The 25,142-nt window shown below is 67.2% G+C and carries 23 protein-coding genes and 1 pseudogene; 11 read left to right on the top strand and 13 right to left on the bottom strand.

The annotated features are described in order from the left end of the window. Positions 1-2: 2 nt before the first annotated feature. The 4 genes from ABZ877_RS23215 to ABZ877_RS23230 all read right to left on the bottom strand — a co-directional run bounded on the left by ABZ877_RS23215 (position 3) and on the right by ABZ877_RS23230 (position 4,961). Positions 3-1,217, bottom strand: coding sequence for a TniB family NTP-binding protein (locus tag ABZ877_RS23215; protein ID WP_361074228.1), 1,215 nt, complete (start codon positions 1,215-1,217; stop codon positions 3-5). A gap of 62 nt (positions 1,218-1,279) precedes the next feature. Beyond that, entirely contained in the window at positions 1,280-3,550 is a 2,271-nt protein-coding gene (locus tag ABZ877_RS23220; RefSeq protein WP_361074229.1) for a transposase, read from the bottom strand. Positions 3,551-3,567: 17 nt separating this feature from the next. After that, complete coding sequence (locus ABZ877_RS23225) at positions 3,568-4,380, bottom strand: TnsA-like heteromeric transposase endonuclease subunit (RefSeq protein WP_361074231.1); 813 nt, start codon at positions 4,378-4,380, stop codon at positions 3,568-3,570. Positions 4,381-4,679: 299 nt separating this feature from the next. Next, positions 4,680-4,961, bottom strand: a complete 282-nt coding sequence (locus tag ABZ877_RS23230) for a helix-turn-helix transcriptional regulator (protein ID WP_361074233.1) — start codon at positions 4,959-4,961, stop codon at positions 4,680-4,682. 107 nt (positions 4,962-5,068) lie between these two features. Between ABZ877_RS23230 and ABZ877_RS23235 the strand changes: the two genes are divergently transcribed. Next, positions 5,069-5,398: a transposase gene (locus tag ABZ877_RS23235; RefSeq protein ID WP_361074235.1), complete on the top strand. Its 330-nt coding sequence runs from the start codon at positions 5,069-5,071 to the stop codon at positions 5,396-5,398. A 507-nt stretch (positions 5,399-5,905) separates the two neighbouring features. Here the strand turns inward: ABZ877_RS23235 and ABZ877_RS23240 are convergent. The 3 genes from ABZ877_RS23240 to ABZ877_RS23250 all read right to left on the bottom strand — a co-directional run bounded on the left by ABZ877_RS23240 (position 5,906) and on the right by ABZ877_RS23250 (position 10,735). Then, positions 5,906-9,004, bottom strand: a complete 3,099-nt coding sequence (locus ABZ877_RS23240; protein WP_361074237.1) for a type ISP restriction/modification enzyme — start codon at positions 9,002-9,004, stop codon at positions 5,906-5,908. A 276-nt stretch (positions 9,005-9,280) separates the two neighbouring features. Next, complete coding sequence (locus ABZ877_RS23245; protein WP_361074239.1) at positions 9,281-9,724, bottom strand: hypothetical protein; 444 nt, start codon at positions 9,722-9,724, stop codon at positions 9,281-9,283. Positions 9,725-10,138: 414 nt separating this feature from the next. Further along, positions 10,139-10,735, bottom strand: a complete 597-nt coding sequence (locus ABZ877_RS23250) for a TetR/AcrR family transcriptional regulator (RefSeq protein WP_361074241.1) — start codon at positions 10,733-10,735, stop codon at positions 10,139-10,141. Between the two features lie 19 nt (positions 10,736-10,754). On the opposite strand from ABZ877_RS23250, the gene ABZ877_RS23255 reads away from it, so the two are divergent. Together ABZ877_RS23255 and ABZ877_RS23260 are read left to right on the top strand one after the other, a co-directional pair. Further along, the gene (locus tag ABZ877_RS23255) at positions 10,755-10,859 is read left to right on the top strand and encodes a hypothetical protein (RefSeq protein ID WP_361074368.1); all 105 of its coding nucleotides are present in this window, start codon (positions 10,755-10,757) and stop codon (positions 10,857-10,859) included. 15 nt (positions 10,860-10,874) lie between these two features. Continuing rightward, positions 10,875-11,393: a hypothetical protein gene (locus ABZ877_RS23260; RefSeq protein ID WP_361074243.1), complete on the top strand. Its 519-nt coding sequence runs from the start codon at positions 10,875-10,877 to the stop codon at positions 11,391-11,393. A gap of 35 nt (positions 11,394-11,428) precedes the next feature. On the opposite strand, the gene ABZ877_RS23265 is transcribed toward ABZ877_RS23260, so the two are convergent. Further along, positions 11,429-12,532: a hypothetical protein gene (locus ABZ877_RS23265; protein WP_361074379.1), complete on the bottom strand. Its 1,104-nt coding sequence runs from the start codon at positions 12,530-12,532 to the stop codon at positions 11,429-11,431. A gap of 309 nt (positions 12,533-12,841) precedes the next feature. Beyond that, positions 12,842-13,417 (bottom strand): annotated as a pseudogene (locus ABZ877_RS23270) (TniQ family protein); the annotation flags it as partial. Positions 13,418-13,655: 238 nt separating this feature from the next. Between ABZ877_RS23270 and argC the strand changes: the two are divergent. From argC to ABZ877_RS23295, 5 genes are read left to right on the top strand one after another with little or no spacing between them, the layout of a single operon-like run. After that, entirely contained in the window at positions 13,656-14,684 is a 1,029-nt protein-coding gene (gene argC, locus ABZ877_RS23275; RefSeq protein WP_361074245.1) for an N-acetyl-gamma-glutamyl-phosphate reductase, read from the top strand. Next, positions 14,681-15,832, top strand: coding sequence for a bifunctional glutamate N-acetyltransferase/amino-acid acetyltransferase ArgJ (gene argJ / locus ABZ877_RS23280; protein ID WP_361074247.1), 1,152 nt, complete (start codon positions 14,681-14,683; stop codon positions 15,830-15,832). The genes argC and argJ overlap by 4 nt, the downstream gene beginning before the upstream one ends. After that, positions 15,829-16,761, top strand: coding sequence for an acetylglutamate kinase (gene argB / locus ABZ877_RS23285; protein ID WP_361074249.1), 933 nt, complete (start codon positions 15,829-15,831; stop codon positions 16,759-16,761). Before argJ ends, argB begins: the two co-directional genes overlap by 4 nt. Then, positions 16,758-17,966: an acetylornithine transaminase gene (locus ABZ877_RS23290; protein WP_361074251.1), complete on the top strand. Its 1,209-nt coding sequence runs from the start codon at positions 16,758-16,760 to the stop codon at positions 17,964-17,966. The genes argB and ABZ877_RS23290 overlap by 4 nt, the downstream gene beginning before the upstream one ends. An 18-nt stretch (positions 17,967-17,984) precedes the next feature. Further along, positions 17,985-18,557 (top strand): arginine repressor, encoded by a 573-nt coding sequence (locus tag ABZ877_RS23295; protein ID WP_361074253.1) that lies wholly within the window; start codon positions 17,985-17,987, stop codon positions 18,555-18,557. 23 nt (positions 18,558-18,580) lie between these two features. Here the strand turns inward: ABZ877_RS23295 and ABZ877_RS23300 are convergent, their stop codons facing one another. The 3 genes from ABZ877_RS23300 to ABZ877_RS23310 all read right to left on the bottom strand — a co-directional run bounded on the left by ABZ877_RS23300 (position 18,581) and on the right by ABZ877_RS23310 (position 20,991). After that, on the bottom strand, positions 18,581-19,594 hold the full coding sequence (locus ABZ877_RS23300; protein WP_361074255.1) for a bile acid:sodium symporter family protein: 1,014 nt from the start codon (positions 19,592-19,594) through the stop codon (positions 18,581-18,583). Between the two features lie 92 nt (positions 19,595-19,686). Beyond that, the gene (locus ABZ877_RS23305) at positions 19,687-20,400 is read right to left on the bottom strand and encodes a L,D-transpeptidase family protein (protein WP_361074257.1); all 714 of its coding nucleotides are present in this window, start codon (positions 20,398-20,400) and stop codon (positions 19,687-19,689) included. A 3-nt stretch (positions 20,401-20,403) separates the two neighbouring features. Then, the gene (locus tag ABZ877_RS23310; protein WP_361074259.1) at positions 20,404-20,991 is read right to left on the bottom strand and encodes a pyridoxamine 5'-phosphate oxidase family protein; all 588 of its coding nucleotides are present in this window, start codon (positions 20,989-20,991) and stop codon (positions 20,404-20,406) included. Positions 20,992-21,089: 98 nt separating this feature from the next. Between ABZ877_RS23310 and argH the strand changes: the two genes are divergently transcribed. After that, a complete protein-coding gene (gene argH / locus ABZ877_RS23315) occupies positions 21,090-22,517 on the top strand; it encodes an argininosuccinate lyase (protein ID WP_361074261.1) in 1,428 nt (475 codons plus the stop codon). 114 nt (positions 22,518-22,631) lie between these two features. Here the strand turns inward: argH and ABZ877_RS23320 are convergent, their stop codons facing one another. Continuing rightward, a complete protein-coding gene (locus ABZ877_RS23320) occupies positions 22,632-22,901 on the bottom strand; it encodes a hypothetical protein (protein WP_361074262.1) in 270 nt (89 codons plus the stop codon). A 144-nt stretch (positions 22,902-23,045) separates the two neighbouring features. Between ABZ877_RS23320 and ABZ877_RS23325 the strand changes: the two genes are divergently transcribed. Further along, positions 23,046-23,597 carry a helix-turn-helix domain-containing protein gene (locus tag ABZ877_RS23325; RefSeq protein WP_361074264.1) on the top strand — a complete coding sequence of 184 codons (552 nt, stop codon included), beginning with the start codon at positions 23,046-23,048 and terminating at the stop codon, positions 23,595-23,597. Beyond that, the gene (locus tag ABZ877_RS23330) at positions 23,594-25,123 is read left to right on the top strand and encodes an MFS transporter (protein WP_361074266.1); all 1,530 of its coding nucleotides are present in this window, start codon (positions 23,594-23,596) and stop codon (positions 25,121-25,123) included. The genes ABZ877_RS23325 and ABZ877_RS23330 overlap by 4 nt, the downstream gene beginning before the upstream one ends. Positions 25,124-25,142: the final 19 nt, after the last annotated feature.

A 25,142-nucleotide genomic window follows, 5' to 3' on the forward strand; every position in this document is an offset into this window, starting at 1 on the left:
TGTCAGGCGCCCGTGTGCGCAGTGGGGCCGCGGTCATCGAGGGTGGTGTTCCGCGGCCGCTTCGCCCGCCGTCTCTTGACGGCGGTCTGCAGGTCGGCCGGAATCACTGGCTCGTCCGGCGGCTGCGTGATCTCGTCACGGCGGAGCACGATTTCGTCCAGCAAGCTCTGGTTGATCAGTTCCTTCCCGGACTCCATGGCCTCCTGGGCGCCGTCCTCGAGCAGGCGGCCCAGCAGGCCGACAACGCCGCCGGTACGGCGCATCAAGTACTCCGGCATGGTGCCAGCGGTCAGCATGCCCTTCTTCGCGTTCAGCAGCCGCAGGTGCTGCTCGATCCCCTCCAAGTGGTCGACGAAGGCCTGGATCTGCTCCGAGGTGACGTACCGGAAGCGGTCGAGTTCGATGAGCTCGAAGCGGTGCTCGGTCTGGGTGATCTCCAATCCGTGGATGCGGGTTGACTCCAGCGGTGGCATCTCCCACTGCCGGGTCGTCTTGTTCCACGTGGCCTCGCGCAGCAGTCCGATGCCGGGGATGTTGACGCCGGTCAGGATCAGGGTGACGTCCAGGCTCATGAATGCCCGCATCAGGTCGAGGACGTCCTGGTCGTCGGCCCGGTGCATCCGAAGCCTGCTGATGTCGTCCAGGATCAGCGTTTTGACTCCGTGGTCGTGGACGGAGTCGGCGACGTGCCGTACGAGTTCCGGCAGCGTGGTCCCTTTGCGGATCGGCGCACGGAAGAAGCCCAGGATCGACGCGCAAAGGCTTTTCGGGGTCGCTGTCACCGGAGTTGAGACGTAGACGACTGGCGCGTGGAGATCGCGTGTGCCCGGCAGCGCCCCAGGGTTGAGGGAGCTGTGCAGCTTCAGCCACTGGTCTTCGAAGACGGCCCCGGCTGAGCGAACCGACGCCGTCTTGCCGTAGTTGCCCCAGCCGCTGATCATGACACCGGCGCGCGTCTGGTCATCCCTCTTCCTCGTGTTGCCGCTCAACCGGCGCCGGATCAGCCTGCCTACCTTGTCGTGCATCGGGGTGTCCTGCAGCGGGAGGTTCGCGTTCGTCAGCTCCCGGTAGAGGTCGTAGTCGTACTGGCGGCTCTCGGGAAGCATCGACCACCGCCGGGGCGAGATCTTCGAAGCCGGGATGAGCAGACCGCAGTTGGCGCGGTAGTGCTGCCAGCCGGCATAGGTATCGAGGGGCGGGCGGCTGCCCAGGATCAACTCGGCGATCCTGGCTCGTGACGGCAGGCCCTTCGGCGGACCAGCGTGCGCGAGAGCTGGGGTCATGCCTCGTCCTCCCGGGTCGTTACATCGGCTTCTGAGTCTTCGGGGGGCGGGAGGCGGAACATGGGGCGCCGATTCAGAGCCTCGTGCAGCGTCGCCGGGGCAGCGGGCTTGGTGCCCGCGAGGGCTTCTTCACGTCGGCGGCGGCGGTCGGCATCGACCGCGCGGTCGATGGTGTGGGCATGCTCGGCCCAGGCCGCGGGCATCTCGGCCGGAGCCGGGGCGTCCGCGGGGGCAGGTGGGGTGGGGCGGTCGGCTGTAGCAGCCTGCGCGCGGGTGATCTCGCGGGTCTGGGCGATCCGCTGCTTCTTTCCAGCCTTCTTCTTGACCTGGCTGGGCCACTGGTCGACGGGGGTGACCGAGCCGAGGATTCCCAGTAAAGGCTCCAAGAGCTCGCTCTCGGAGTGGACCCTGATGTTGCTCGCCCTCACGTGTGCCAAGAGGGCGTCGGCGGTCTTGTCGGAGAAGGCAGGGATCTCTCCTTCGGGCGGGAGCCCCCGCCAACGCAGGATGTGCCAGATCTCGTGGTCGGTGTCGTCCTGGAAGAACACCTGCCGGCGGTCCCTTCGGTCGCTGCGGACCACCCACTGGGTCGCGTGCGTGCCGCCTCGGACGGAGGGCTGCTGGAAGCGCGGCTCGTCGAGGACCGGGTGGTGATACCAGAGCCCGAGGATCTTTACCCCGCGACGCGGATGGATCTTGACGTGGTGCTTGCGCAGGACCTTGTAGTAGAAGCTCGGTTCGGGGAAGTCCAGGTCGAAGCCGCCCTGTTCCATCGCCGCGGCGAACAGCGTGTTGGGACTGTGCTCCTCACCCGGCCCCCAACTCGGCGCGTATTCGCCCAGCTTGTGGTTCTGCCAGATCCGGACGATCCAGGTCGCGATGATGTGCTCGGCCTGCTCGAGCGTGAGACTCGCATCGCGTTCCGGGTCGGTCCCGCGGTCCGCGACGTCACCGCCGGTGAAACCCAGCAGGTGCTCAAAGAGCATGGTCTGTATGGTGAGGAACTGCCGCTCGACCGCAAATTTGTCGGTCTGACGCAGGACGCGGGCGGGCAGGATCCGGCAGCCGATCTCCCGCTCGGCCTCCACCACATCGTGGTTCTTGTACGGGCCGCCGTGGTCGGTGGTGACCGTCTCCGGGGCGAAGAACGGCAGAGCAGCGACCCGGTGCCCGGCGAACTCTGCGATCACGTCGGCCGGGGCCCCGGCGTAGGGCCATTCCATGTCTTCGCCCCAGCCGTCCCGCATCGGAAGCGGCAGCATCACGTCCCGCAGCAGCATCGCGACGTCGACCGAGGTGTCGGACTGCAACGTCAGCCGGAAGGCCGGCAGCCCGTGTGTGTACAGATCGAGCGCAAGGGTCAACGTCGCGGTGACCGCCTCGCCAAACACGGCCTCGCGCAGCTTCATCGGCATCGGCGTCGAGTCCAGCACAAGAACCTGGCCCGGCCTGTGGACCACTATCCGACCGGAGACTCCGGCCTCCGCCGCGGCCTCGGCCGTCCGTGCGTAACGTGGCCGGGCGCCTCCAGGCCCGAACCACTCCTCCCAGACGGTCGCGAACGTCCAGCGGGAAGGGATCTTCTTGGTGGGAAACGCCGGGAACCGCTCACGCATGTACTGATGCATCAGCCGGTACCTGGCGGCCAGACTCACACGAGCGCGTTCGCGGCACTCGGCCTTGACCGCGAAGATCGCCTCCCGAACCTCCTCGGTGACGCTGCGATGCCCACTGCGACGCCGTGTCCAGCGCCCGTCCGCGCAGGCCAGCAGGAGACTGTCGCCCGCCAGTCCCGACAAACGCTCCAGAGTCCGAAAGCTCAGATGCTGCAAACCGCACCGGACCGCTTCCGGGCGGGGCATCGCCGCCATCTCCGCGACCTTTGCGTCCCGACGCTGGGTCAGCGTCGTACGGTCCGGGTCGTAGGCTGGCCGGGGCTCGCCTGGCAGGCCCCGAGCCGGATGGCCCTCCCGGAATCCGGTCTCGGCTTCCAGTACGTGCGCGGCCCGCAGCCGGGCCCGCGCCAGCTGGTCTTCGGTCAGGTCGGCCAGCGTCCTCGGCTGACGGGGGACCGGTGACGCGCGACGTGCTTCTTCGGCCGTCGGCAGCAGCCGCAGGTCAGCATGGTTGATGAGCCAGCGGAACGAGCGGGTCTCCGTACGGCCTTCATCGTCCGTGAGGACGAGCCGGCCGAACTGGCCATGGACGGCTTCGATCGTCCACTCGATGCCGTTGAGGGCGACCCGCCGGCCCGGCGCGATCTGCAAGAACCCCCTCGCCGTCATCATGCCGCCCAGATCAGCGAGTCGTCGCGCAACGGACTGCCCAGATCAACACCGAGCTCGCGATGCCACAGCAGCCGGACGATGTTCGCCCGGCCAACGGACGGCACGCTCGTCGCGTCCGCCAACTCCGAGAACTCCATCACCCGCCCCTCCCGGGCGCCGATCGCCGAGAGCAGCTGGTCCCGCATCCCCAACAGATCCCTCGACGGCCGCCGACGCGAGGACAATTCATCAAGGACGCCCCAGACATGCGGGCGCCAGCCCGCGACCACCGAGTACCGCCACCCGCAAGCGGCCGCCACCTCCCTGGCCGCCGCGAACTTCAGAGCATCCTCTTCCTCGACCAGCTCCATCGGACGGACGTCCAACAACCACATCCCCCTGCCGACCAGGGCCAGGTAGTCCGGGATGTGCCACGTCTGCCCGCCAACGTGCTCGAAGTCCAACCGGAACGGCTGCGACAGCACCTCCGATGCCCGCAGGAAGTCCAGTGCGACCAGCAGCCTCAGCTCTTCCAGCGACTCGAAGCCATGGGCCCTGCGCGTGGACACCAGCACCTCAAGCCCGGGGCGATTCCGCTGCTTCGCCCGCCATGTGAACCCCCGCATCGGCCGGGACGACAGGACCGGTACGTGCGCCATATCCCGAACCGGCCAACAGACTTCGCCGCCGCTCACGCGCCATGTCGAACTCCAACGACGAGGCCAGTCGCCCTCCAGCCGCAGCCGCTCGCGCAGGCCGGAATCCCCGTCGTACTCCACGACCAACTGATCAAGGTGGCTTGAGTCCGACGGGATCTTTGCCCTCGCCATGTGGCCCACCTACTCACGGCAGCACACTCCTTCCGGTAAGCGGGGCCCAGCTCTGGAATTGCTTACAACACGGCGTGGACGGACTAAAATCCGCCCTCGCGCGCTCGCCCCAAGCCCGTAAGCGAGGTATCGAGGTGGGGGTCTGAGCTGTCCTTGACAACCCCATCGGCGGCATCGCTGAAGCGGCCAACTCGGCGTCAGAGGTGGTCGGGCTGGCGGGAGCAGCCCTGTCCAATAGGTGGGGACCCTCAGGAGGCGAATGGAATCATTCACCGCTCATTCCTGACTGAGGCTTCGCCCTACTCGGAAGCCTCGGGCGGTGCATCGAAAATTTCCAGCAGTGCGGACGGCTGAACCTTGAGGCCGCGCGCAAGGTTGAGCAGGGTAGTCAAGCTTGGATTGCGCTGCCCGTGCTCAATGTAGACCACGCCTCGAAAGCGCATACCACTCCGCTCCGCCAACGTCTCTAGAGAAAGCATCCGCGCTTCCCGTAGGCGCCGCACATGCATACCGAAGGCATGCAATTGCGGGTCGGGGTGGTGTAGTCGCGGCACGCCAACGACTCGAACACTCGGGCGCATGCGAATACCATGAACAGTTGTGCATAATCAATCGCTGATCCCGATGCCTTTAGGCTCCATGGCTCAGCGCTGACCGTTAAGGCACCAGTTTCCCGAGAGGAACCCGCATGCCCGCTCCGAGGAAGTACCCGCCTGAGTTGATTGATCGAGGGGTTCGGATGGTCACAGAGTTGAGGCGGGACGATCCTGGACGGTCAGGCACAGTCCGGCGGGTGGGCGAGATGCTGGGTGTCCATCCTGAGGTACTGCGACATTGGGTCAGGAAGGCAGATGCTGCAGTCGACAAACAGCCGAGCTCACCGAGCATCGACGCCGTTCTCCTGCGTCGTCTCGAACAGGAAAACGCGGAGCTCCGTCGCGTCAATGACATCCTCAAAGCGGCCGCGGTTCTGTTCGCCGCCGAACTGGGAGAGAAGAAAGATCACTCTAGCAGCTGATATGCCATTTGACGCGCTATGGCGCGGTGCTGCCGTGAGCGGGTCTTTTGCAGATCAAGCTGACTGACTGCCGGTCGTCCGAATGACTGCGCCCTGTGCTTATCGCGGCAGCGAGACATTCGCATACGTCGGGCAAAGCTTGACAACACGGATCCTTGACTTGACTCAAAGCTTGACGTGACGGCACGTACATCAAGATGAGCCGCAGTGATTACGTTCGCCGCCAAGGCCCCTGGTGTAGTCGGATGTGCGACCGGCGAAGCAGGCTGTTCTGGAATCAGCAAAGACGCTTCAGCAGGACCGGATCCTTCTTCATGGCGAACTCCAGGCGTGAACCTATCTGGTCGCAGACTGACGAGCCCCCAATGATGACGCATCGACAGGCACGGATTTTCCAGCCCGCAGAGAACCCCGCGATCGCGGATACCGCGCCTGTCGCTGCGCTCCACCCAGTACGACATCAACTACCGGCGTCGGCCAATCAGGCCGAAGCAATTCCTGTGGAAGTTACACCGAGAAAGGCAACTGACCCTCGCGAGGCGCGGATTCGAATTTTACTGCCTTACGAGCCTGGGGGGGAACGGGAAGAATGCCCATGCTAGTCAAGTCCGAAATGTTGATGAGTTCGCCCGCCACGATCTCTCCCAGAATCTGCTGCTGTTCCGACTCTTGTTTCACCAGCAGCCCGATAACATGGAGGAGGTCAAGCATCTCCGCCGTGTACCGAGAGCTCCATTGCTTGGAATGCAAAAGGAGCAACTCGGAAGTGCGACGATCCCCCATGATGACACGTTCACGACTCTTCTTGCGATAACTGAACCACTTGTCGAGCACGGGCATGCCTGAAACTTCATACTTAAACACCTCAGGAGGGACATTACCAATCTTTCCCCGCCCGACCTCCAGAATGCATTGACTCTCGTCGTAATTCAGCGAGTCCGGCATCTCGTCGCTACTTGCAGGGATTGAGTGTCCCGCAAGCACCTTGGGTGCCTCTTCAGCCGGCAGTCTCGGCTTCTTCCCTGGCAAGCCAGCCGTAGGGTCAATGAACCGTTGACCATAGGTGTGGAGCCAGATCACCTTGGCGCCTACCGCCGTAGCGCGACGGAAGAGAGCACCATCTGCAGTGAGCGGAACACGCACTCCAGGGTTTTTCAGCTGTTCACGGAATCGATCTGTGTACCCGGAGTGGGCTGCTACACACGCAATGTAGGCGTACAAGTCTTCGGCCGAAACGTCGAAGCCATAAAGAGAACTCAAGTTTTCGAGAAGCCCTGGCACCACATTAGGGCGTGAAGCTGCGGCATCCTGCCACAGCGGATACGCCCGACCCGCGAAGTTACCTTTGTAGTGGTGATGGTCCGGGATTCCAGCGGTGAAGCTGACAGCAGGTCCCGCAGTCGGCGATTCCGTATCCAGAGCGGTGAGGTACACCTGTTCTCCGGAGTGCGCTGCCCAGAGCTCAGGGCTAGGCCGGTTGATAAGCCTCTTGTCGGGAATAATCCACTGTTGATCCAGTGTTCTGTACCCGATTTTGATCGGCTCCGGGCAAGGCCCGGACTCGTCTTCGATACTCCCCGCTGGTGCGCTTTCCGGCCGCCCGTCAAGCCCAGTGGACGGCACACTGTCGACTCGCGGGTGTGTTTTATGTTCAGAGAATAGCAACGGCTTGCTTTCGCGATCTGCGCTTACCAATGCATCCCAACGCTCGCGCAGAAATTCTGGGTCGGGGTCCACGACCCAGGTACGACCAGTTAGTGTGCCACTACGAGACCGCCGCAGAAGGTCATCGAGATGCGGGAACTCCAACCATTGCTCATCGCTAGGTGGCACGAAGGCATCGCGCCAGCCCTCACCGCAGACTTTCCACTCTTCGTCGGCCAACCCGATATTGGCAAGTTCGACAAACTTGGCGTCGCGCGTTCCCTTGGCCAACGAGCGGTGGTACACGGGAGCCGGTGAGTCTTCTGAAGTGCTCCCGTCGCGTACTGCGATGGTGATACAAACTTCATTCTTCACCTCCTCGAAAATTCGAGTGTTTGAGGGAGCCATAAATTTGTCAGGCGTACAGTCGATCACCCAGATCGCGTCGGCCTTCTGCCGTAGGTACTGACGCATGCGCTGAAAGCCCAGACCATCCGTAAAACCTGCTGGTGTGATGAAGCACACAATTCCATCGTCTGCTTCCGAGTGAGCGTCAAACACCTTCCAAGTTGCCCACCTCCAGAAGTAAACATACGGATTGTACAGATGCTTACTGTGTACACCGACACCCCAGGACTTCGGTGGAATGAAGTCAGTTAGAGGTGCCTCATCAACGGCCGGGCTTCCCTTCTCGATCCATCCACCCTTACCTCGGGACTTATCCTTGTATGGAGGATTTCCCAGCACAACTAGAACGGGAACGTCTCGCTTTATCTTGTTCGCCTCGCGCCGACTCTCAGCGATCGGTTCGTACCAGGTTCCGAGTGTCTGCTCCTCCACATAAGGATTGTCAATCGTATTTGTGACGTACATCCGAATACTCTTCGGGTTCTCCACCTGGGCACCAGCATCTCGGAGCTCAGCCAGTACCCGAAGTTGCGCCACAGCGAATGGACCGAGTTGCAACTCGAACCCGATCAGCCGTTCCATCGCATCCGCTATGGCTGCTGGTACCGCGCCCTCTCCCTGCTCCTCGGTGACCTGCGCAGAGATACGCCGAATCACTTCAAGAAGGAAGGTGCCCGTACCCATGGCCGGATCGACAACCGTTACCCTGGGGTCGGCGAGGCCGCTCTCCATCGATAGACGACTCTGAAGTGCCTCATGCACAATTCGAGTCATCGCGGTCACAACCTCAGCCGGTGTGTAATAGACTCCGGTCTGCTTCCTCAGGTCGTTATCGTACTCTCCGAGGAAGTGTTCGTAAAAGTAGAGCCAAGCATCCGGATGTTCTTTTGCAATCAATTGCCAGTCAACGACTGAGAACATCCTGCTAATCGTAGAAACAGAAGTGGCCAAAACGTCTGTCTCCACGACCGCATCGGTGAGGACGCGGAGAGCCGCCCCAATCAACGAGTGCGTGCTCGCGGCTAGCTTTTTAGCTGCGGCCCCGACTCCCTGGGCAAGACTGATGTTCTGCGAGCGCGCCAGAAGAAGCCCAAAAGTAACGGCTTGTGCATAGCTGTCGGCGAACTGTTTAGTAGTCGCTTCGGGGAACAGCAGCTGACGCCAATCCCTGTGCAGTCCCTGCAGCGTAGGGTCGCCAGCTTCTACCTGTTCCTTAACTTCTTCACGGAGAATAAGGCACAGACGAGCCGATACTTCGGCCAACACCTTCGGACTCGTAGGGACGATCGGCTCCCATGAGAAAAAATCTTCAAATAGAGGAAGCAGCCCAGCGGGAACGCTTTTAGAGGCTCGCCCGCTACTGCGGATAGCGTCGTCGAACTTCGCTACTTTACCGACGAGAACACCATTACGCCAAAGACTGAAGTGAACACCGTCCGTGTAGATCAAGTTTGGAAGCGCTTTGAGTTTCTTCCATTGCTCTTTGTCGTGGGGTTCTTTGAATTTTCGAGGATCAGCCCCCTTGCCGGGCGCTTTGATTTCGATGAATCCCAAGAGTAGATCGTCATATGTGACGGCGTAGTCGGGCCTAGTTCTCAGCTCTTTCAGAGACGACTCGCCGACCAGCACTAGCTTTGACGGGGTGAGCCCGCAAATCTCAGCAAGGGAAGTCACCAGATTTTCTAGCGGAGCACGTAGTTGATCCTCCGGCTGCCCTTGGATAGCCACAGCATTGAGTTTCGCATCAAGGGAAGCCCCATACTGATTAATCGCTGCCTCGAGGTGCGCCCCACCTAGTCCCACGAAATCCTCCCCAGAGTTGCAACATCGCTACACCCAGCGTAGCCGCTGACTCACCTTGGAGCTCGTAACACGATCTTCTTTGCTCAATGCCCAGCCTGCGCTGCAGCGTCGTGCGGACTGGAGGATCGTTGCGCGGTCGCGCAACTGTGAGGTGCGCCGGAGGGGCAGGGCCCGGTAGTCAGTCCGAAGCGAGGTGATCGATGGATTGCGCAGCACGGTGGGGCCGGTGCTGTTCTGCCGGGTGACGGCGAGCATGGCGCGTCCGGCAGTGTCGGTGTTGGTGATGTACCGGGGGAAAGCGCGCCGGAGGAGGGGGTATAGGGCCCCGGTGGCGCGGTAGAGGATGCGGTAGATCGGGGTGCGGGAGGTGGGGCCGTTGACGGGCTGGATGTAGCCGGGGCGGAACATGTACGCGGTCATCGGCATGGCCAGCAGTTCGTTCTCGGTGCGGCCCTTGACGCGCGCCCACATCTGGCGGCTCTTGCCGGTGGGGTCGGTGCCCTCGCCGGAGACGTAGACGAACGTCAGTGAGGGGCTCGCTGCGTGCAGGGCGCGGGCGGCGGCGAGGGTGTAGTTGTGCGTGATGCGGGTGTACTCCTCCTCCTCGCGTCTGACGGCGGAGACGCCGGAGGCAGAAGAAGCAGGCGTCCAGGTCCTTCAGCTGGTCCTGGATGGCGGTGTAGTCGGTGAAGTCGGTGTGGACGATCTGGCGCAGCTTGGCGTGTGTCAGTGGGACAGGGGTGCGGACGACGGCGGGACCTCGGTGACCGTGTCGTCGAGGAGGCAGGCGCGTAGCGCGCCGTGCCCGACCATGCCGGATGCTCCGAAGATGATGACGCGCACGACTGCTCCTGGTGTGAGGTGCGGCGGGCGGGGGCGGCGGGGTCAGGGCGTGGTGCGGGCGAGGGTGCCCACAGTGAGGGTGGCGAGCATCTGCCGCAGGGAAGTGATGAAGTCCATTTTCAGAACGGCGAGGGAGGGATCGGCTTCGTAGGCGGCGAGCATCGCCGGTGAGGGGCGGGCGTGGGTCCACACCGCTCCGACGACCATGATCGTGGAGGCCGCGAGCTCAGGTGCCCGCTCTCCGAGTTCGGGCAGGTGGAGGCGGGCGAGTGCGGCGAGTTCGCCGACGTTGGCGACGGCGGCCCTCTTGTAGCGGGCGGCCACCTCGGGTGACACGTTGTGCTCCAGGACGCCGGCCTGGGCGCTGAGCAGGTCGCACAGTACCCGGCGCCCGGTGAGGGAGTTGGTGATCGCCGCGGCGAACTGCTCGCCTCGCTCTTCCGCCGTAGCCTCCGCGTCGACGGTGGCGGTCAGCCTGCCGGGTAGGGCGGCGGTCCACTGCTTCCACGCCTGGTTCAGCAGTTCCAGCAGGACGGCCTCGCGGGACTCGAAGTAGCGCAGCACGTTCGATTTGGCCAGGCCGACGCGGCGGCTCAGCTCGTTGAGGCTGACCTCGCGGCACCAGATACTCCACGCCACTTCCGGGATGCTGGCCGAGATGCCGGTCGCAAAGGTGAGCCTGAACGGATTGAGCCGACGGGTCGGTCTCGCTAAGTCGAACGTGCTGCGCTACTTCGAATCACGCGAAGCGATTCTGCTGTAGCTTCTTGAGGCCGAGGTGCAGAATTGGCTCAGTGAACTGGAGCACTCGTTCGAACCAGTTGAAGGCTCCGCCCGAGAGCGCGGGGATCAACTCGCAGGGATTCTGGCCGAGTCCCTGAATCGGCGCCCGGTGCTGTGCGATCTGACCAGTGCGCAGGCCGCAGTGCTCGAACACAACGTGTCGGCCAAGGCCGCCATCGAGCACAAGATTGCCACGCTGCGCGCGTTCCAGGGCCTGGCAGGGCTGTTTCTGCGATACCTGCCAGAACTCGGCACGCAGGATGCGTTCCGGCTCGTGGGGCTGACCACTCTGGCGATAAGCGCAGCTTGGCCGCACGGCCGACCGCCAGAGACGCTGTTGGCCGCCTACGCCTCCGATCCGGCGCTGGCCCCGATGCGGGCGGACTTCACCGATCTGGTGCGCCAGTCTGTGCAGGTGACGATCTCTGGATTGCTCGTTCGCTCGGAGAACGGGCCGTTGGGAGCCGGGCCCCTCGACGCGGCCCATAGACGACCGTGCACGTCGAGACGCTGATCGCGGTACCCGCGCCGACTGGTGCCTTCAAGGCTTCACCCATCGCCGCGCCGCTCGCGACCTGCGCCGGTTCCGTTCCCAGATCTGACGGCTCGTTCGACGAGGAGCTCACCCGCGTCGATCTGCCTGGCAAGCGCTTGCCCGTGCTCGATCAGTGCTTTCCGCAGGTCAACGTAGGGGCTCCGCGGGCTGGGGCGGGAAAGTTGGAGCCACGTGCTGCTCCGGCGTCGCGCCCACTCTTGTTGTACAGCCAGTGGTTGCTCGGTCTCAATGGGGCGAGGTGCAAACGGGTGTTCGCCATGAGTGACGTGGACCCAGATGAACGTGGACGCTTCCTGACGCTTGCGGTCATCGCGTCCAGGTCGACCGCCGTGTGTGTGCTGTAGCTGGCTGACGAGGCGCTGCCAGGCGCCGGGGGTGAGGGCCCAGGCGCGTAGGGCGTCGCGGCGGCGTTGGTAGTCGATCAGTTCGTTGGCCTGGCGATGCAGTTCGATGGCGAGGTTCTGCAGTGCGTTCCCGAAGTGCTTCGCCTCGGTTGGTGAGTTTAGCCAGGTGTGAACGTTGTTCTCGGTGTTGTACGGCATCTTGCTGGTGTCAATGCCTAGATAGCGTGCCGCTTCGGCAATGGAGTCTTGAGTAGCCCACTGGACGAGTTGAATGGCGGCGATGCGCCGCAGAGTTTCGGGTTCGGTTTGGCCGTCGAGATTGCGGAGGTGGTGGTCATACCAACTCTGATCTAGGTATGCGGATATGTGCTCTGCCCGGTAACGGGTGGGGCGGAAATCGGCCCATCCGAGACTTTTGGAGTAAGTAGAGACGAGGGGTGCTGTCGCCGTACGCACAGCCTGTAAGCAGGAGCCCTCGTACTTGGCGAAGATCCGAGCCCAGCCGGCGCGGGCGGGCGTGTTGTTGAGGCCGGACTCGAAGGCCTTGGCGAGGACGTCGACAAGGCGCTCGGTTTCCAGCAGGGAGTGGGCGGCGCCGAGTATGGCGCCGCAGGCGGTGGAGTTGACGGGGCTGGCGTCGTGGACCCGTAGCGTGCCGAAATAGCCTCGGGCTCGGGCTTCTGCTTCGACGGCGGAGGCGAATGCGGAGTCGACTCGGTGCCGGCTGTAGGGCCAAGTGGCTGTGATGACCACGGTAAGGAGGTGCAGGGTGCTGAAGTGCTCGTTCGCTTTGTTGCGACCTTCCGGGGAGTGGAGAAGGTTGAGGAGGTCACGCTGCAGTTCGAGTAGCTGTGGGGTGGGCCGAATTGCGGGAAGAGGAGCCAGATCAAGGCGGGCTCGGCAAGGCGACTGTATGCGCTGCCCAGCCCTGGGTGACGTTAGATAGCGGCACTCGGCTGGGTGTAGGTCATGGAAACCGTCGTAGGGGATCAATCCGGTGCGTTCCAGGCCGTTTTCGGCTGGTCGATGACACTGCGGGCACTGGTGCTGGAGAAAACACTTGTGCCGCAGGCAGGCAAAGACGATGCCGAGGTGCCATTCCTTCTTCCATGGCCCGCCGGATCTGCGATGGACCGAACTGCCGTCCCCGGCCAGACACAAGGGGCAGTACCGGGGGAAGGTGCCGAAGAGCCACCTATCCATCTGTGGCGATTGACCGAGCCGAGTCGGCGACGACCGGCGGACCGGCTGGTAGCAGTGCCTCCAGGACCCCAAAGTGAGCCCGTGCGCTTCATCGCGCGAGAGCCTGGTGGCTCGGGTAAACGCGTCAAGCGATGGACCAGGCAATTCCACAAGGAGCTTACGCGTGAGACGGCCGCTGCTGGACGGCGGCAAGCCCGTCAGGCGTCCGAGGTCGGCAGGGCTCAGGCCGAGCCGGAACGACAGGCGCAACAGGTAGCCAGGCAGGGATTCGTCAGGCAGTGGATCAAGACTTCGGGGGAGGGGGTGCACATCCCCTAGCGCAGCCCTCGGCGCGGGGTGACGATGCGGCTTCCGGGTATTCCAACGCAGGCGGGTGACGTGGCCGCTACCGTGCGGCCAGCCGAGGCGCTCAGGCCCGCAAGGGCTGGCGCTCACTCTCGAGTTTGGCTTGACCGATGAAGGACTCCGAGGCCTGATGAAGCGATCGGGGTGCAGCTCGTCCCCCGACGCGGCGCTGGCCAGTTACCGAGCGTTACGGGATCAAGATCCGCCATCTAACGTGCTCACCCGCCAACTAGAACTCTCGGTCACAGCTGCTCGGTGGTGCGAAGGCCGCATGATTGCATAAACGTGCAGCGCGACGTATAGTCATGCCATCGAGGAGGAGGGTTCCATGGCGGTACGCGCTGCAGTGGCGGGAGCGAGTGGGTACGCGGGCGGCGAAGTGCTGCGCCTGCTGCTCGCCCACCCCGAGGTGGAGATCGGCGCTCTCACGGGCAACTCGAACGCGGGACAGCGGCTCGGCGCGCTCCAGCCGCACCTGCGCCCGCTCGCCGACCGCGTCCTCCAGGAGACCACCCCCGAGGTGCTCGCCGGCCACGACGTCGTCTTCCTCGCGCTGCCGCACGGGCAGTCCGCCGCCGTCGCCGAACAGCTCGGCCCGGACGTCCTCGTCGTCGACATGGGCGCCGACTTCCGGCTGAAGGACGCGGCGGACTGGGAGAAGTTCTACGGCAGCCCGCACGCCGGGACCTGGCCCTACGGGCTCCCCGAGCTGCCGGGCGGCCGCACCGCGCTGGCGGGCACCAAGCGCATCGCCGTACCCGGCTGCTATCCGACCGCCGTCTCCCTCGCCCTGTTCCCCGCGTACGCGGCGGGGCTCGTGGAGAGCGAGGCCGTGATCGTCGCCGCGTCAGGGACCTCCGGCGCGGGCAAGGCGGCCAAGCCCCACCTCCTCGGCAGCGAGGTCATGGGGAACATGACGCCCTACGGGGTCGGCGGCGGGCACCGGCACACCCCCGAGATGATCCAGAACCTCAGCGCGGCGGCGGGGGAGCGGGTCTCCGTCTCCTTCACGCCGACGCTCGCGCCGATGCCCCGCGGCATCCTCGCCACGTGCAGCGCCAAGGCCAAGGACGGCACCACCGCCGAGACGCTCCGCGCCGCGTACGAGAAGGCGTACGCCGACGAGCCGTTCGTGGAGCTGCTGCCCGAGGGGCAGTGGCCCGCCACGGCCGCCGTGTACGGGTCGAACGCCGTGCAGATCCAGGTCGCCTACGACGAGGCGGCAGGCCGCGTCCTCGTCATCAGCGCCATCGACAACCTCACCAAGGGCACCGCCGGCGGCGCCCTGCAGTCCATGAACATCGCCCTCGGTCTCGACGAGACCACCGGGCTTACGACGATCGGAGTCGCGCCGTGAGTGTGACGGCAGCCAAGGGATTCCAGGCCGCGGGCATCGCCGCCGGGATCAAGGAGAGCGGGAACCCGGACCTGGCCCTCGTGGTCAACCGCGGCCCCCGCCTGGCCGCCGCGGGCGTCTTCACCTCCAACCGCGTCAAGGCCGCCCCCGTCCTCTGGTCCGAGCAGGTCCTCAAGGGCGGCCTCGTCTCGGCCGTCGTCCTCAACTCCGGTGGCGCCAACGCCTGTACGGGGCCGAAGGGCTTCCAGGACACGCACGCCACCGCCGAGAAGGCAGCCGAGGTCCTCGGACTGAACGCGGGGGAGGTCGCCGTCGCCTCCACCGGCCTCATCGGCGTCCTGCTCCCCATGGACAAGCTGCTCCCCGGCATCGAGACGGCGGCGGGCAAGCTCTCCGAGCACGGCGGCGAGAAGGCCGCCATCGCCATCAAGACCACCGACACCGTGCACAAGACCGCCGTCTACGAGGGTGACGGCTGGACCGTCGGCGGCATGGCGAAGGGCGCGGGCATGCTCGCCCCCGGCCTCGCCACCATGCTCGTCGTCCTCACCACCGACGCCGACCTCGACAGCGAGACCCTGGACAAGGCGCTGCGCGACGCCACCCGCCTCACCTTCGACCGGGTCGACTCCGACGGCTGCATGTCCACCAACGACACGGTCCTTCTCCTCGCCTCCGGCGCCGCCGGGGTGACGCCCGAGTACGCCGCGTTCGCGGAGGCCGTCCGCACCGTCTGCGACGACCTGGGCCGCCAGCTCATCGGCGACGCCGAGGGCGCCAGCAAGGACATCAAGGTCGAGGTCGTCAACGCGGCGAGCGAGGAGGACGCCGTCGAGGTGGGCCGCTCCATCGCCCGCAACAACCTCCTCAAGTGCGCCATCCACGGCGAGGACCCCAACTGGGGCCGCGTCCTGTCCGCCATCGGCACCACGAAGGCCGCCTTCGAGCCGGACCGGCTCAATGTCGCGATCAACGGCGTATGGGTCTGCCAGAACGGCGGCGTCGGCGAGGACCGCGACAAGGTCGACATGCGCTTCCGCGAGGTCACCGTCACCGCCGACCTCGCCGCGGGCACCGAGACGGCCACCATCTGGACGAACGACCTGACCGCCGACTACGTCCACGAGAACAGCGCGTACTCCTCATGACCGAGACGCACAGCAGCAGCCAGCCCACCGCGCGGAAGCACACCGCACTGCCCAAGGCCCGCACCCTCATCGAGGCGCTGCCCTGGCTGACCCGCCACCACGGCAAGACCGTCGTCATCAAGTTCGGCGGGAACGCGATGGTCGACGAGGAGCTGAAGGCCGCCTTCGCGCAGGACGTCGTCTTCCTGCACCACGCGGGGCTGAAACCCGTCGTCGTGCACGGCGGCGGCCCGCAGATCAGCGCGGCCCTCGACCGGCACGGCATCGTCAGCGAGTTCAAGGCGGGCCTGCGCGTCACCACCGAGGACGCCATGGACGTCGTACGGATGGTGCTCGCCGGACAGGTCCAGCGCGAGCTGGTCGGGCTGCTCAACCAGCACGGTCCGCTCGCCGTCGGCCTCACCGGCGAGGACGCGCACACCATCACCGCCACCAAGCACACGCCCCGCATCGAGGGCGAGCTGGTCGACATCGGCCGCGTCGGCGAGATCACCGAGATCGACACCGGCGCCATCGAGGCCCTGCTCGCCGACGGCCGCATCCCGGTCGTCTCCTCGATCGCCCGCTCCCAGGACGATCACCATGTCTACAACGTCAATGCTGATACGGCGGCTGCGGCACTCGCTGCTGCGCTGGACGCCGAGACGCTGATGGTCCTGACCGACGTCGAGGGCCTCTACGAGGACTGGCCGAACTCCGACGAGGTCATCAGCCGGCTCACCGCCACCGAACTCGAGAAGCTGCTCCCCGAACTGGCGAGCGGCATGGTGCCGAAGATGGAGGGCTGCCTGTACGCCGTGCGCAACGGCGTGCACACCGCCCGCGTCATCGACGGCCGGGTCCAGCACTCGATCCTGCTGGAGATCTTCACGGACGAAGGCATCGGCACGATGGTCGTGCCCGACGCGGAGGGGGAGACCACGGTATGAGCGAGCACGCCGGGAACGCGGCGCTGACGTCACGCTGGCAAGGCGCCCTGATGAACAACTACGGCACCCCGCGCCTGCCCCTGGTCAAGGGCGCCGGCGCCAAGCTCTGGGACGCCGACGGCAAGGAGTACCTCGACTTCGTCGGCGGCATCGCGGTCAACGCGCTCGGCCACGCCCACCCCGCGGTCGTCGAGGCGGTCAGCACCCAGATCGCCTCCCTCGGCCACGTCTCCAACCTCTTCGTCGCCGAGCCGCCCGTCGCCCTCGCCGAGCGGCTGCTCCAGCTCTTCGGCCGGGACGGCGCCGTCTTCTTCTGCAACTCGGGCGCCGAGGCCAACGAGGGCGCGTTCAAGATCGGCCGGCTCACCGGCCGCCGCCACATGGTCGCCACGACCGGCGGCTTCCACGGCCGCACCATGGGCGCCCTCGCCCTCACCGGGCAGCCGGGCAAGCAGGACGGCTTCACCCCGCTGCCGGGCGACGTCACCCATGTCCCGTACGGGGACGTGGACGCACTCCGCGCCGCCGTCACCGAAGAGACCGCCTTCGTCATCATCGAGCCCATCCAGGGCGAGAACGGCGTGGTCGAGCCCGGCGACGGCTACCTGAAGGCGGCCCGGGAGATCACCCGCGCCACCGGCACCCTGCTCGTCCTCGACGAGGTGCAGACCGGCGTCGGCCGCACCGGCCACTGGTTCGCCTACCAGGCCGAGGACGGCATCGACCCGGACGTCGTCACCCTCGCCAAGGGGCTCGGCGGCGGCCTCCCGCTCGGCGCGACCGTCGCCTTCGGCGAAGCGGCGAAGCTGCTCAAGCCCGGCCAGCACGGCACGACGTTCGGCGGCAACCCCGTCGCCTGCGCCGCCGGGCTCGCCGTCCTCGACACCATCGCCGCCGAGGACCTGCTCGCCAACACCAAGCGCGTGAGCGAGAAGCTCAAGGCCGGAATCGCATCGCTCGGCCACCCGCTGGTCAGCCATGTCAGGGGCGCGGGCCTCCTGCTGGGTATCGTGCTCACCGGGCCGCGCGCACCGCAGGCGCAGCAGGCGGCCCAGGACGCGGGCCTCCTGGTGAACGCGCCCGCACCCGACGTCATCAGGCTCATGCCGCCGCTGAACCTGACCGACGCCGAAGCGGACGCGTTCCTCGCGGCGCTGCCCGCCGTCCTGGACACGGCCGCGGCCGACGGGGAAGCAGGAGCCTGAGGAAATGGGACGACGACGATGAGCAGCAAAGCGGAGAACGACGAGCGGGCCGCGATCAACGCGGCGCTGGCCCAGACCTCGCACGGGCCTGCCGTGCCGCAGACGCGCACCGCGCGCCACCGCCGGATCGTGGACATCCTCAACCGGCAGCCGGTGCGGTCGCAGAGCCAGTTGGCGAAGCTGCTCGCCGACGACGGGCTCACCGTCACCCAGGCCACGCTCTCCCGTGACCTGGACGAACTGGGCGCGGTCAAGATCCGCAACACCGGTGGTGAGCTGATCTACGCCGTGCCCAGCGAGGGCGGCTTCCGCACCCCGCAGGCGCCGCTCGGCGAGTCGGCCAAGGAGGAGCGGATGCGCCGCCTCGCCGGTGAGCTGCTCATCTCGGCGGAGGCATCGGCGAACCTGGTGGTGCTCCGTACGCCGCCGGGCGCGGCCCAGTTCCTCGCCTCGGCGATCGACCAGGCCGAACTCCACGTCATCCTGGGCACGATCGCGGGTGACGACACGCTGATGCTGATCAGCAGAGACCCGCAGGGCGGCCAGTCCCTGGCGGAACACCTGCTGCGCCTGGCACAGAACGAGCACTGAACGCCTCCGGCGCCGGCAGGGGATCAGCCCAGCTCGGCGACCTCGGAACGCCGGGCCCGATAGGACATCCACGCGGCGACGAGCGCCCCGGACACGTTGTGCCACACGGAGAACACCGCGGCGGGCAGTGCGGCCAGCGGGCTGAAGTGGGCCGTGGCCAGGGACGCGGCGAGCCCGGAGTTCTGCATGCCGACCTCGAACGCCATCGCACGCGACGAGGGCGCCCCGAGCCGGGCGAGCTTCCCGGCGCCGTAGCCGAGGGCGAGCCCGAGCCCGTTGTGCAGGACCACCGCGAGGAGGACCAGGGCGGCGGCCGACTTGATGGCCTCGGCGCTGCCCGCCACCACCACTGCCACGATCACGGCGATGGTCAGCGCGGAGAGCCAGGGCAGCACCTTCAGGACCCGGTCCACGTACCGGCTGAGCAGCAACCGTACGACGAGCCCCGCGAGGACCGGGAGCAGCACGGTCTTGAGGATGTCCGTCATCATCGACCCGGCGTCCACCGGCAGGTAGGCGCCCGCGAGCAGCAGCGTCAGCGGCGGCGTGATCAGCGGGGCGAGGACGGTGGAGACCGTGGCGACGGAGACCGACAGGGCGACGTCGCCGCGCGCCAGATAGGTGACGACGTTGGACGCGGTGCCGCTCGGCGCACAGCCGACGAGGATGACACCGGCCGCGAGCTGCGGCGACAGGCCGAGCGCGTGGGCGATGGCCCAGCCGAGCCCCGGCATGATCACGTAGTGCGCGACGAGTCCGAGCCCCACGGCCCACGGTCGCTGGGCGACCCCCTTGAAGTCGCCGAGGGTCATGGTGAGGCCCATGCAGAACATCACGACGCCGAGGAGGTAGGGCACGTTGGTGCCCCATCCGGCGAAGGTGTCCGGGGTGGCGAGCCCCAGCGCGCCCGCGATGAGGACGAGTACGGGAAAGACGGTGACCGCGAGCCGGGCCGCCCGGTCGGCGGTCCCGCCCGCTCCGGACGGTGTCCCGGCCCCGGCGGAGGCGGAGGTCGTGTGGTCGGTTTCGCTGTGCACGGGCCGATGCAACGCCGGGGACGTGCGCGGACGCAATCGCGTCTCGATATGTGGTCGCTACACGCGTATCGGTCGGCGCCCGGACGGCAGGCTCAGTACCGGGTCAGCGCCGTCGCCCCGCCCGTCGTCCCGATCGCGATGTGCGGTGACTTGCCGGGCCGCACCCACGTCAGGATCCGCCGCATGTCCGCCTTGGGCACGGAGACGCAACCGGCCGTCGGGCCGCGCCCGTTGACGTGCAGGAAGATCCCGGCGCCCCGGCCGCGCACCGGGCGCTGGTAGTTGAAGCCGACGACCAGCGCGTGCGCGTACTGCGCCGGGTAGGAGGCGAGCCGCTCGGACTCGGCGGCGCGGCAGTCGCGCGGGCGCGGGTCGGTCCAGCGGTTGTAGGAGCGCGAGCGGACGTCCTCGCACCACCAGCTACTGGCGCGCACCCGGCGGTAGGCCACCGAGGTGCCGGTGGGGGCCGTCGCGATGCCGAACGCGAACGGCAGGTCGTAGAGCCCGGTCGGTGTCGTGTTCGTGCCCTGCTTGCGCCGCACCCCCTCCACGAGCCCCTTCGCGCCGAACCGCGCCCGCGCCGAACCGGCCTTGACCCAGCGCCCGTCGGACAGCCGGTTCCACCAGATGACGGTGCCGCTGGTCGAGGACGTCCGCGGCGCCTCCGCGGTGATCAACTGGCTGCCGCCGCCCGTGTCCGCCATCCGGGCGGGCAGCGGGGCGGCGGCGGACGAGGCGGACGGCGCGGCGCCGAGCACGGCGCAGACGGCAACGGCGCTCGCGATACCTGCTCGTAAGGGACGCATGGCTCAGAACGTAGCGGGCGGCAGCGGCAACGGCAGCCCCGGCAGCCCGTCCAGGCTGGATCCGATGTGCTCCTTCTTTTGGAAGTAGGCGTCGAGCGAGGCGTCGTCCTCCCGCGCGAACCGCTTGGCGTGCAGGTCGCGGTCCTCGTCGTAGGTCATGAACGGCACCGCGTAGCCGCAGGTGTCCCGGATCAGTTCGGCCCGTACGAGGATGATCGCGCGCAGGCCGTGCGGCGTCGGGTCGATGTCGGGGAAGTGGGTCAGCAGTTCGGCGAAGCGCGGGTCGTCGCGGAAGACGGGCTCGCCGCGTCCGTGGACGCGCACGATGTTGGGCGGCCCCTGGAAGGCGCACCACATGAGCGTGATCCGGCCGTTCTCGCGCAGGTGGGCGATGGTCTCCGCGTTGGAGCCCGCGAAGTCGAGGTAGGCGACGGTCGCTTCGTCGACCACGGCGAAGGAGCCCTTGAGCCCCTTGGGGGAGAGGTTGACCGTGCCGTCGCCGTCGAGCGGCGCCGTGGCGGTGAAGAAGACCGGCTGGGACTCGATGAAGGTGCGCAGGCGACCGTCTATGCGCTCGTAGCTTTTACCCATGCCGGGATTATGGCCCCTGCCGCCCGTCGCGTTGACGATTCATGCGGGACTCTGCATAATCATGCACAGCGATACTGGACCGGCTTGAGGAGCAGCACGTGAGCAGCAACACCGGCGATGTCCGCCTCTGGGGCGGCCGGTTCGCCGACGGCCCGGCCGAGGCCCTGGCGAAACTCTCCGCCTCCGTCCACTTCGACTGGCGTCTCGCCCCGTACGACATCGCGGGCTCCCGCGCCCACGCGCGCGTGCTGCACAAGGCCGGCCTGCTCACCGAGGACGAGCTGATCCGCATGATCGCCGGTCTCGACCAGCTGGAGGCGGACGTCGCGGCCGGCTCCTTCGTCGGCACCGTCGCCGACGAGGACGTGCACACGGCCCTGGAGCGCGGTCTCCTGGAGCGGCTCGGCCCGGACCTCGGCGGCAAGCTGCGCGCGGGCCGCTCGCGCAACGACCAGGTGGCGACGCTGTTCCGGATGTACCTGCGGGACCACGCCCGCATCATCGGCGGCCTCATCGCCGACCTCCAGGAAGCCCTTGTCGGCCTCGCCGAGGCGCACCCGGACGTCGCGATGCCCGGCCGCACCCACCTCCAGCACGCCCAGCCGGTGCTCTTCGCCCACCACGTCCTCGCCCACGTCCAGTCCCTCTCCCGGGACGCCGAGCGGCTGCGCCAGTGGGACGAGCGGACGGCCGTGTCGCCCTACGGCTCGGGCGCGCTCGCGGGCTCCTCGCTCGGCCTCGACCCGGAGGCGGTCGCGGCCGACCTCGGCTTCGAGCACGGCTCCGCCGCCAACTCCATCGACGGCACGGCGTCGCGGGACTTCGTCGCCGAGTTCGCGTTCATCACGGCGATGATCGGCGTCAACCTCTCGCGGATCGCGGAGGAGGTCATCATCTGGAACACGAAGGAGTTCTCCTTCGTCACCCTCCACGACGCCTTCTCCACCGGCTCCTCGATCATGCCGCAGAAGAAGAACCCGGACATCGCCGAACTGGCGCGCGGCAAATCCGGCCGCCTCGTCGGCAATCTGACCGGCCTGATGACGACCCTCAAGGCCCTGCCGCTCGCCTACAACCGCGACCTCCAGGAGGACAAGGAGCCGGTCTTCGACTCCTGCGACCAACTGGAGATCCTGCTCCCGGCGTTCACCGGCATGATGGCCACGCTCACGGTCAACCGGGAGCGGATGGAGGAGCTGGCCCCCGCCGGTTTCTCGCTCGCCACGGACATCGCCGAGTGGCTGGTCAAGCAGGGCGTGCCGTTCCGTGTCGCGCACGAGGTCGCGGGGGAGTGCGTCAAGGTCGCCGAGTCCGAGGGCAAGGAGCTGGACGAGCTGACCGACGACCAGTTCGCGAAGATCTCCGAGCACCTCACCCCCGAGGTCCGCACGGTGCTCAACGTGCCGGGGGCGCTCGCCTCCCGCTCTGGCCGCGGCGGCACGGCGCCGAGCGCGGTCGCCGTCCAGCTCGCCGAGGTCAAGCAGGACCTGACGGTGCAGCGGGCGTGGGCGGACGCCAAGAAGTAACCCCCCCCCCGCGAGCACGCGGTCAGGGCCCGGTTCGTCCATACGTGGACGGGCCGGGCCCTCGTCCGTCCACACCCCCGGTTCAACGGATCAACAGATCAACAGATCGACGGTTCAGCGCCGGGAGCGCGCCCCGCCCCCGTAGCTCGACATGTCGAGCAGCAGCCCGATCAGCACCACGAACCAGCCGATGCCCCGCACCCCAACGACCGGGGCGTACGCGAAGACGTAGGCCAGCGTCGTCCACGGCACGAAGAGCAGCCCGAGGAAGGGCAGGACCCGGCCGGTGAAGGCGCGGTCCACGACGTTCGTGAAGAGCCAGGCGAGGACGAGCGCGACCCGGGGACCGATCGCCGCCGTCGCCGCGAAGACGCAGCACCCCATGCCCGTACCTCCCGAGACGCACCCTGAACGCAGTGCTGTCAGTCGTAACACTGGGTGAACGGACCGGCCACCGGAGTGATCCTCCACGCCCCCGCGCACACCCTCGATGAGACATTGATGTCTCACCTGGGTTACTGTTGTCTCATGTCAGTCGACCGCGAACAGGTGCTGCGCAGCGCCGCCGCCCTGCTCACCCGTAAGTCCACGGCCACGATGGACGAGGTGGCGCGGGCCGCCGGGATCAGCCGCGCCACCCTGCACCGCCAGTTCGCGGGCCGCGACGCCCTCGTCCGCGCCCTGGAGGACCTCGGCATCCGCGCGTGCGAGACCGCGCTCGACCGGGCCCGTCTCGACGAGGGCCCGGCCGAGGACGCGCTGCGCCGGCTCATCGGCGGACTCGAGGACGCGGCCCCGCTGCTCGCCTTCCTCGTCACCGAGAACCAGCTCTTCGAGGGCGACGAGCAGAACGAGGGCTGGGCCCGCCTGGACACCCGGATAGCGGCACTGTTCAGACGCGGTCAGGAGGCGGGCGAGTTCCGGATCGACCTGACGCCCGCATGGCTGACCGAGGCGCTCTACGGCCTCGTCGGCAGCGGCGCCTGGGCCGTCCAGGACGGCCGGGTGGCCGCGAAGGACTTCACCTACATGATCGCCGAGCTGCTGCTCGGCGGCGCACGACGGAGAGTGGAACCATGACACGCACGCACCAGCACACACCCGAGGCGGAGGTGGTGTCGCGCCCCGCACGGTGGCTCGCGCTCAGCGTCCTCGTGCTGGCCGTGCTGCTCGTCGCCGTGGACGCGACGGTCCTCGGCCTCGCGACCCCGTACATCAGCGAGGACCTGAAGCCGTCCGGCACCCAGTTGCTGTGGATCGGCGACGTCTACTCCTTCGTCATCGCCGGACTCCTCGTCTCCATGGGCAGCCTCGGCGACCGCATCGGCCGCAAGAAGCTGCTGCTGCTCGGCGCGGTCGCGTTCGGCGCGGTCTCCGTCCTGAACGCGTACGCGAACTCGCCGGAGCTGATGATCCTCGCCCGCGCCCTGCTCGGCGTGGCGGGCGCGACGCTCATGCCCTCGACCCTCGCCCTGATCCGGAACATCTTCCACGACCCGCGCGAGCGCTCGCTCGCCGTCGGGATCTGGGGCGCGATGGCGTCGGCGGGCGCGGCGGTCGGCCCGGTCTTCGGCGGCTTCCTGCTCGAACACTTCTGGTGGGGCTCGGTCTTCCTCATCAACCTGCCCGTCATGGCGGTCCTGGTCGTGGTCGGCGCCAAGCTCATCCCCGAGTCGAAGAACCCGGTCCCGGGCCCGTGGGACCTGGTCAGCGTCGTCCTCTCCCTCGTCGGCATGATCGGCGTCGTCTACGCCGTGAAGGAGGCGGCCGCGCACGGCTTCCGCTGGGACGTGGCGGTGTCGGCGGTCCTCGGCGTCGCGGCGCTCACCTGGTTCGTCCGCCGCCAGCTCACCCTGCCCGCGCCGCTTCTGGACATGCGCCTGTTCCGCAGGCGCGGCTTCTCGGGCGCGGTTTTGGCCGATCTCCTCACCGTCCTCGGCCTGTCGGGGCTCGTCTTCTTCCTCTCCCAGTTCCTCCAGCTCGTGCAGGGGCGGCGGCCGTTCGAGGCGGGCATGGCCGAACTGCCCGCCGCCGTCGGCGCGGTGGTGGCCGGGCTCATCGCGGGGCTCGTGGCGCGCCGCTTCTCCGTGCGGTCCGTCGTCGCGGGCGGCCTCGCGGCGGTCGGCCTCGCCCTGGCCGCGCTCACGACGCTGACCAAGGACACCGGCTACCCGCTGCTCGGCGCGGTCCTCCTGGTCGTCGGCGTCGGCGCGGGCTTCTCGTTCACGGTCACCGCGGACGTGATCCTCTCCAGCGTCCCCAAGGAGCAGGCGGGCGCCGCCTCGGCGGTCTCGGAGACGGCGTACGAACTCGGCGCGGCCCTCGGCATCGCCCTGCTCGGCTCCATCGTCACCGGCGTCTACGCGGGCTTCACCGCGCCCGCGGGCACCCCGGCGGACGTGGCGTCGGCGGCGCACGAGTCCCTGGGCGGCGCGGTCGAGGCGTCCCAGTCGCTCCCGGCCGAGCAGGCGCGGACCCTGCTGACCTCGGCGCAGACCGCGTTCGTGGACGGGCTCCAGGTCGCGGCGGGCATCGGCGCGGCGGTCCTCCTCGCGACGGCGGCGGCGGCCTGGTTCCTGCTCAGGGGCCAGCACCTGGAGAAGTAGCCCGGACATGGCTGAGCCC

The organism is Streptomyces sp. NPDC046939, from assembly GCF_040644575.1.
In the GTDB taxonomy this organism is placed as follows: Bacteria; Actinomycetota; Actinomycetes; order Streptomycetales; family Streptomycetaceae; genus Streptomyces.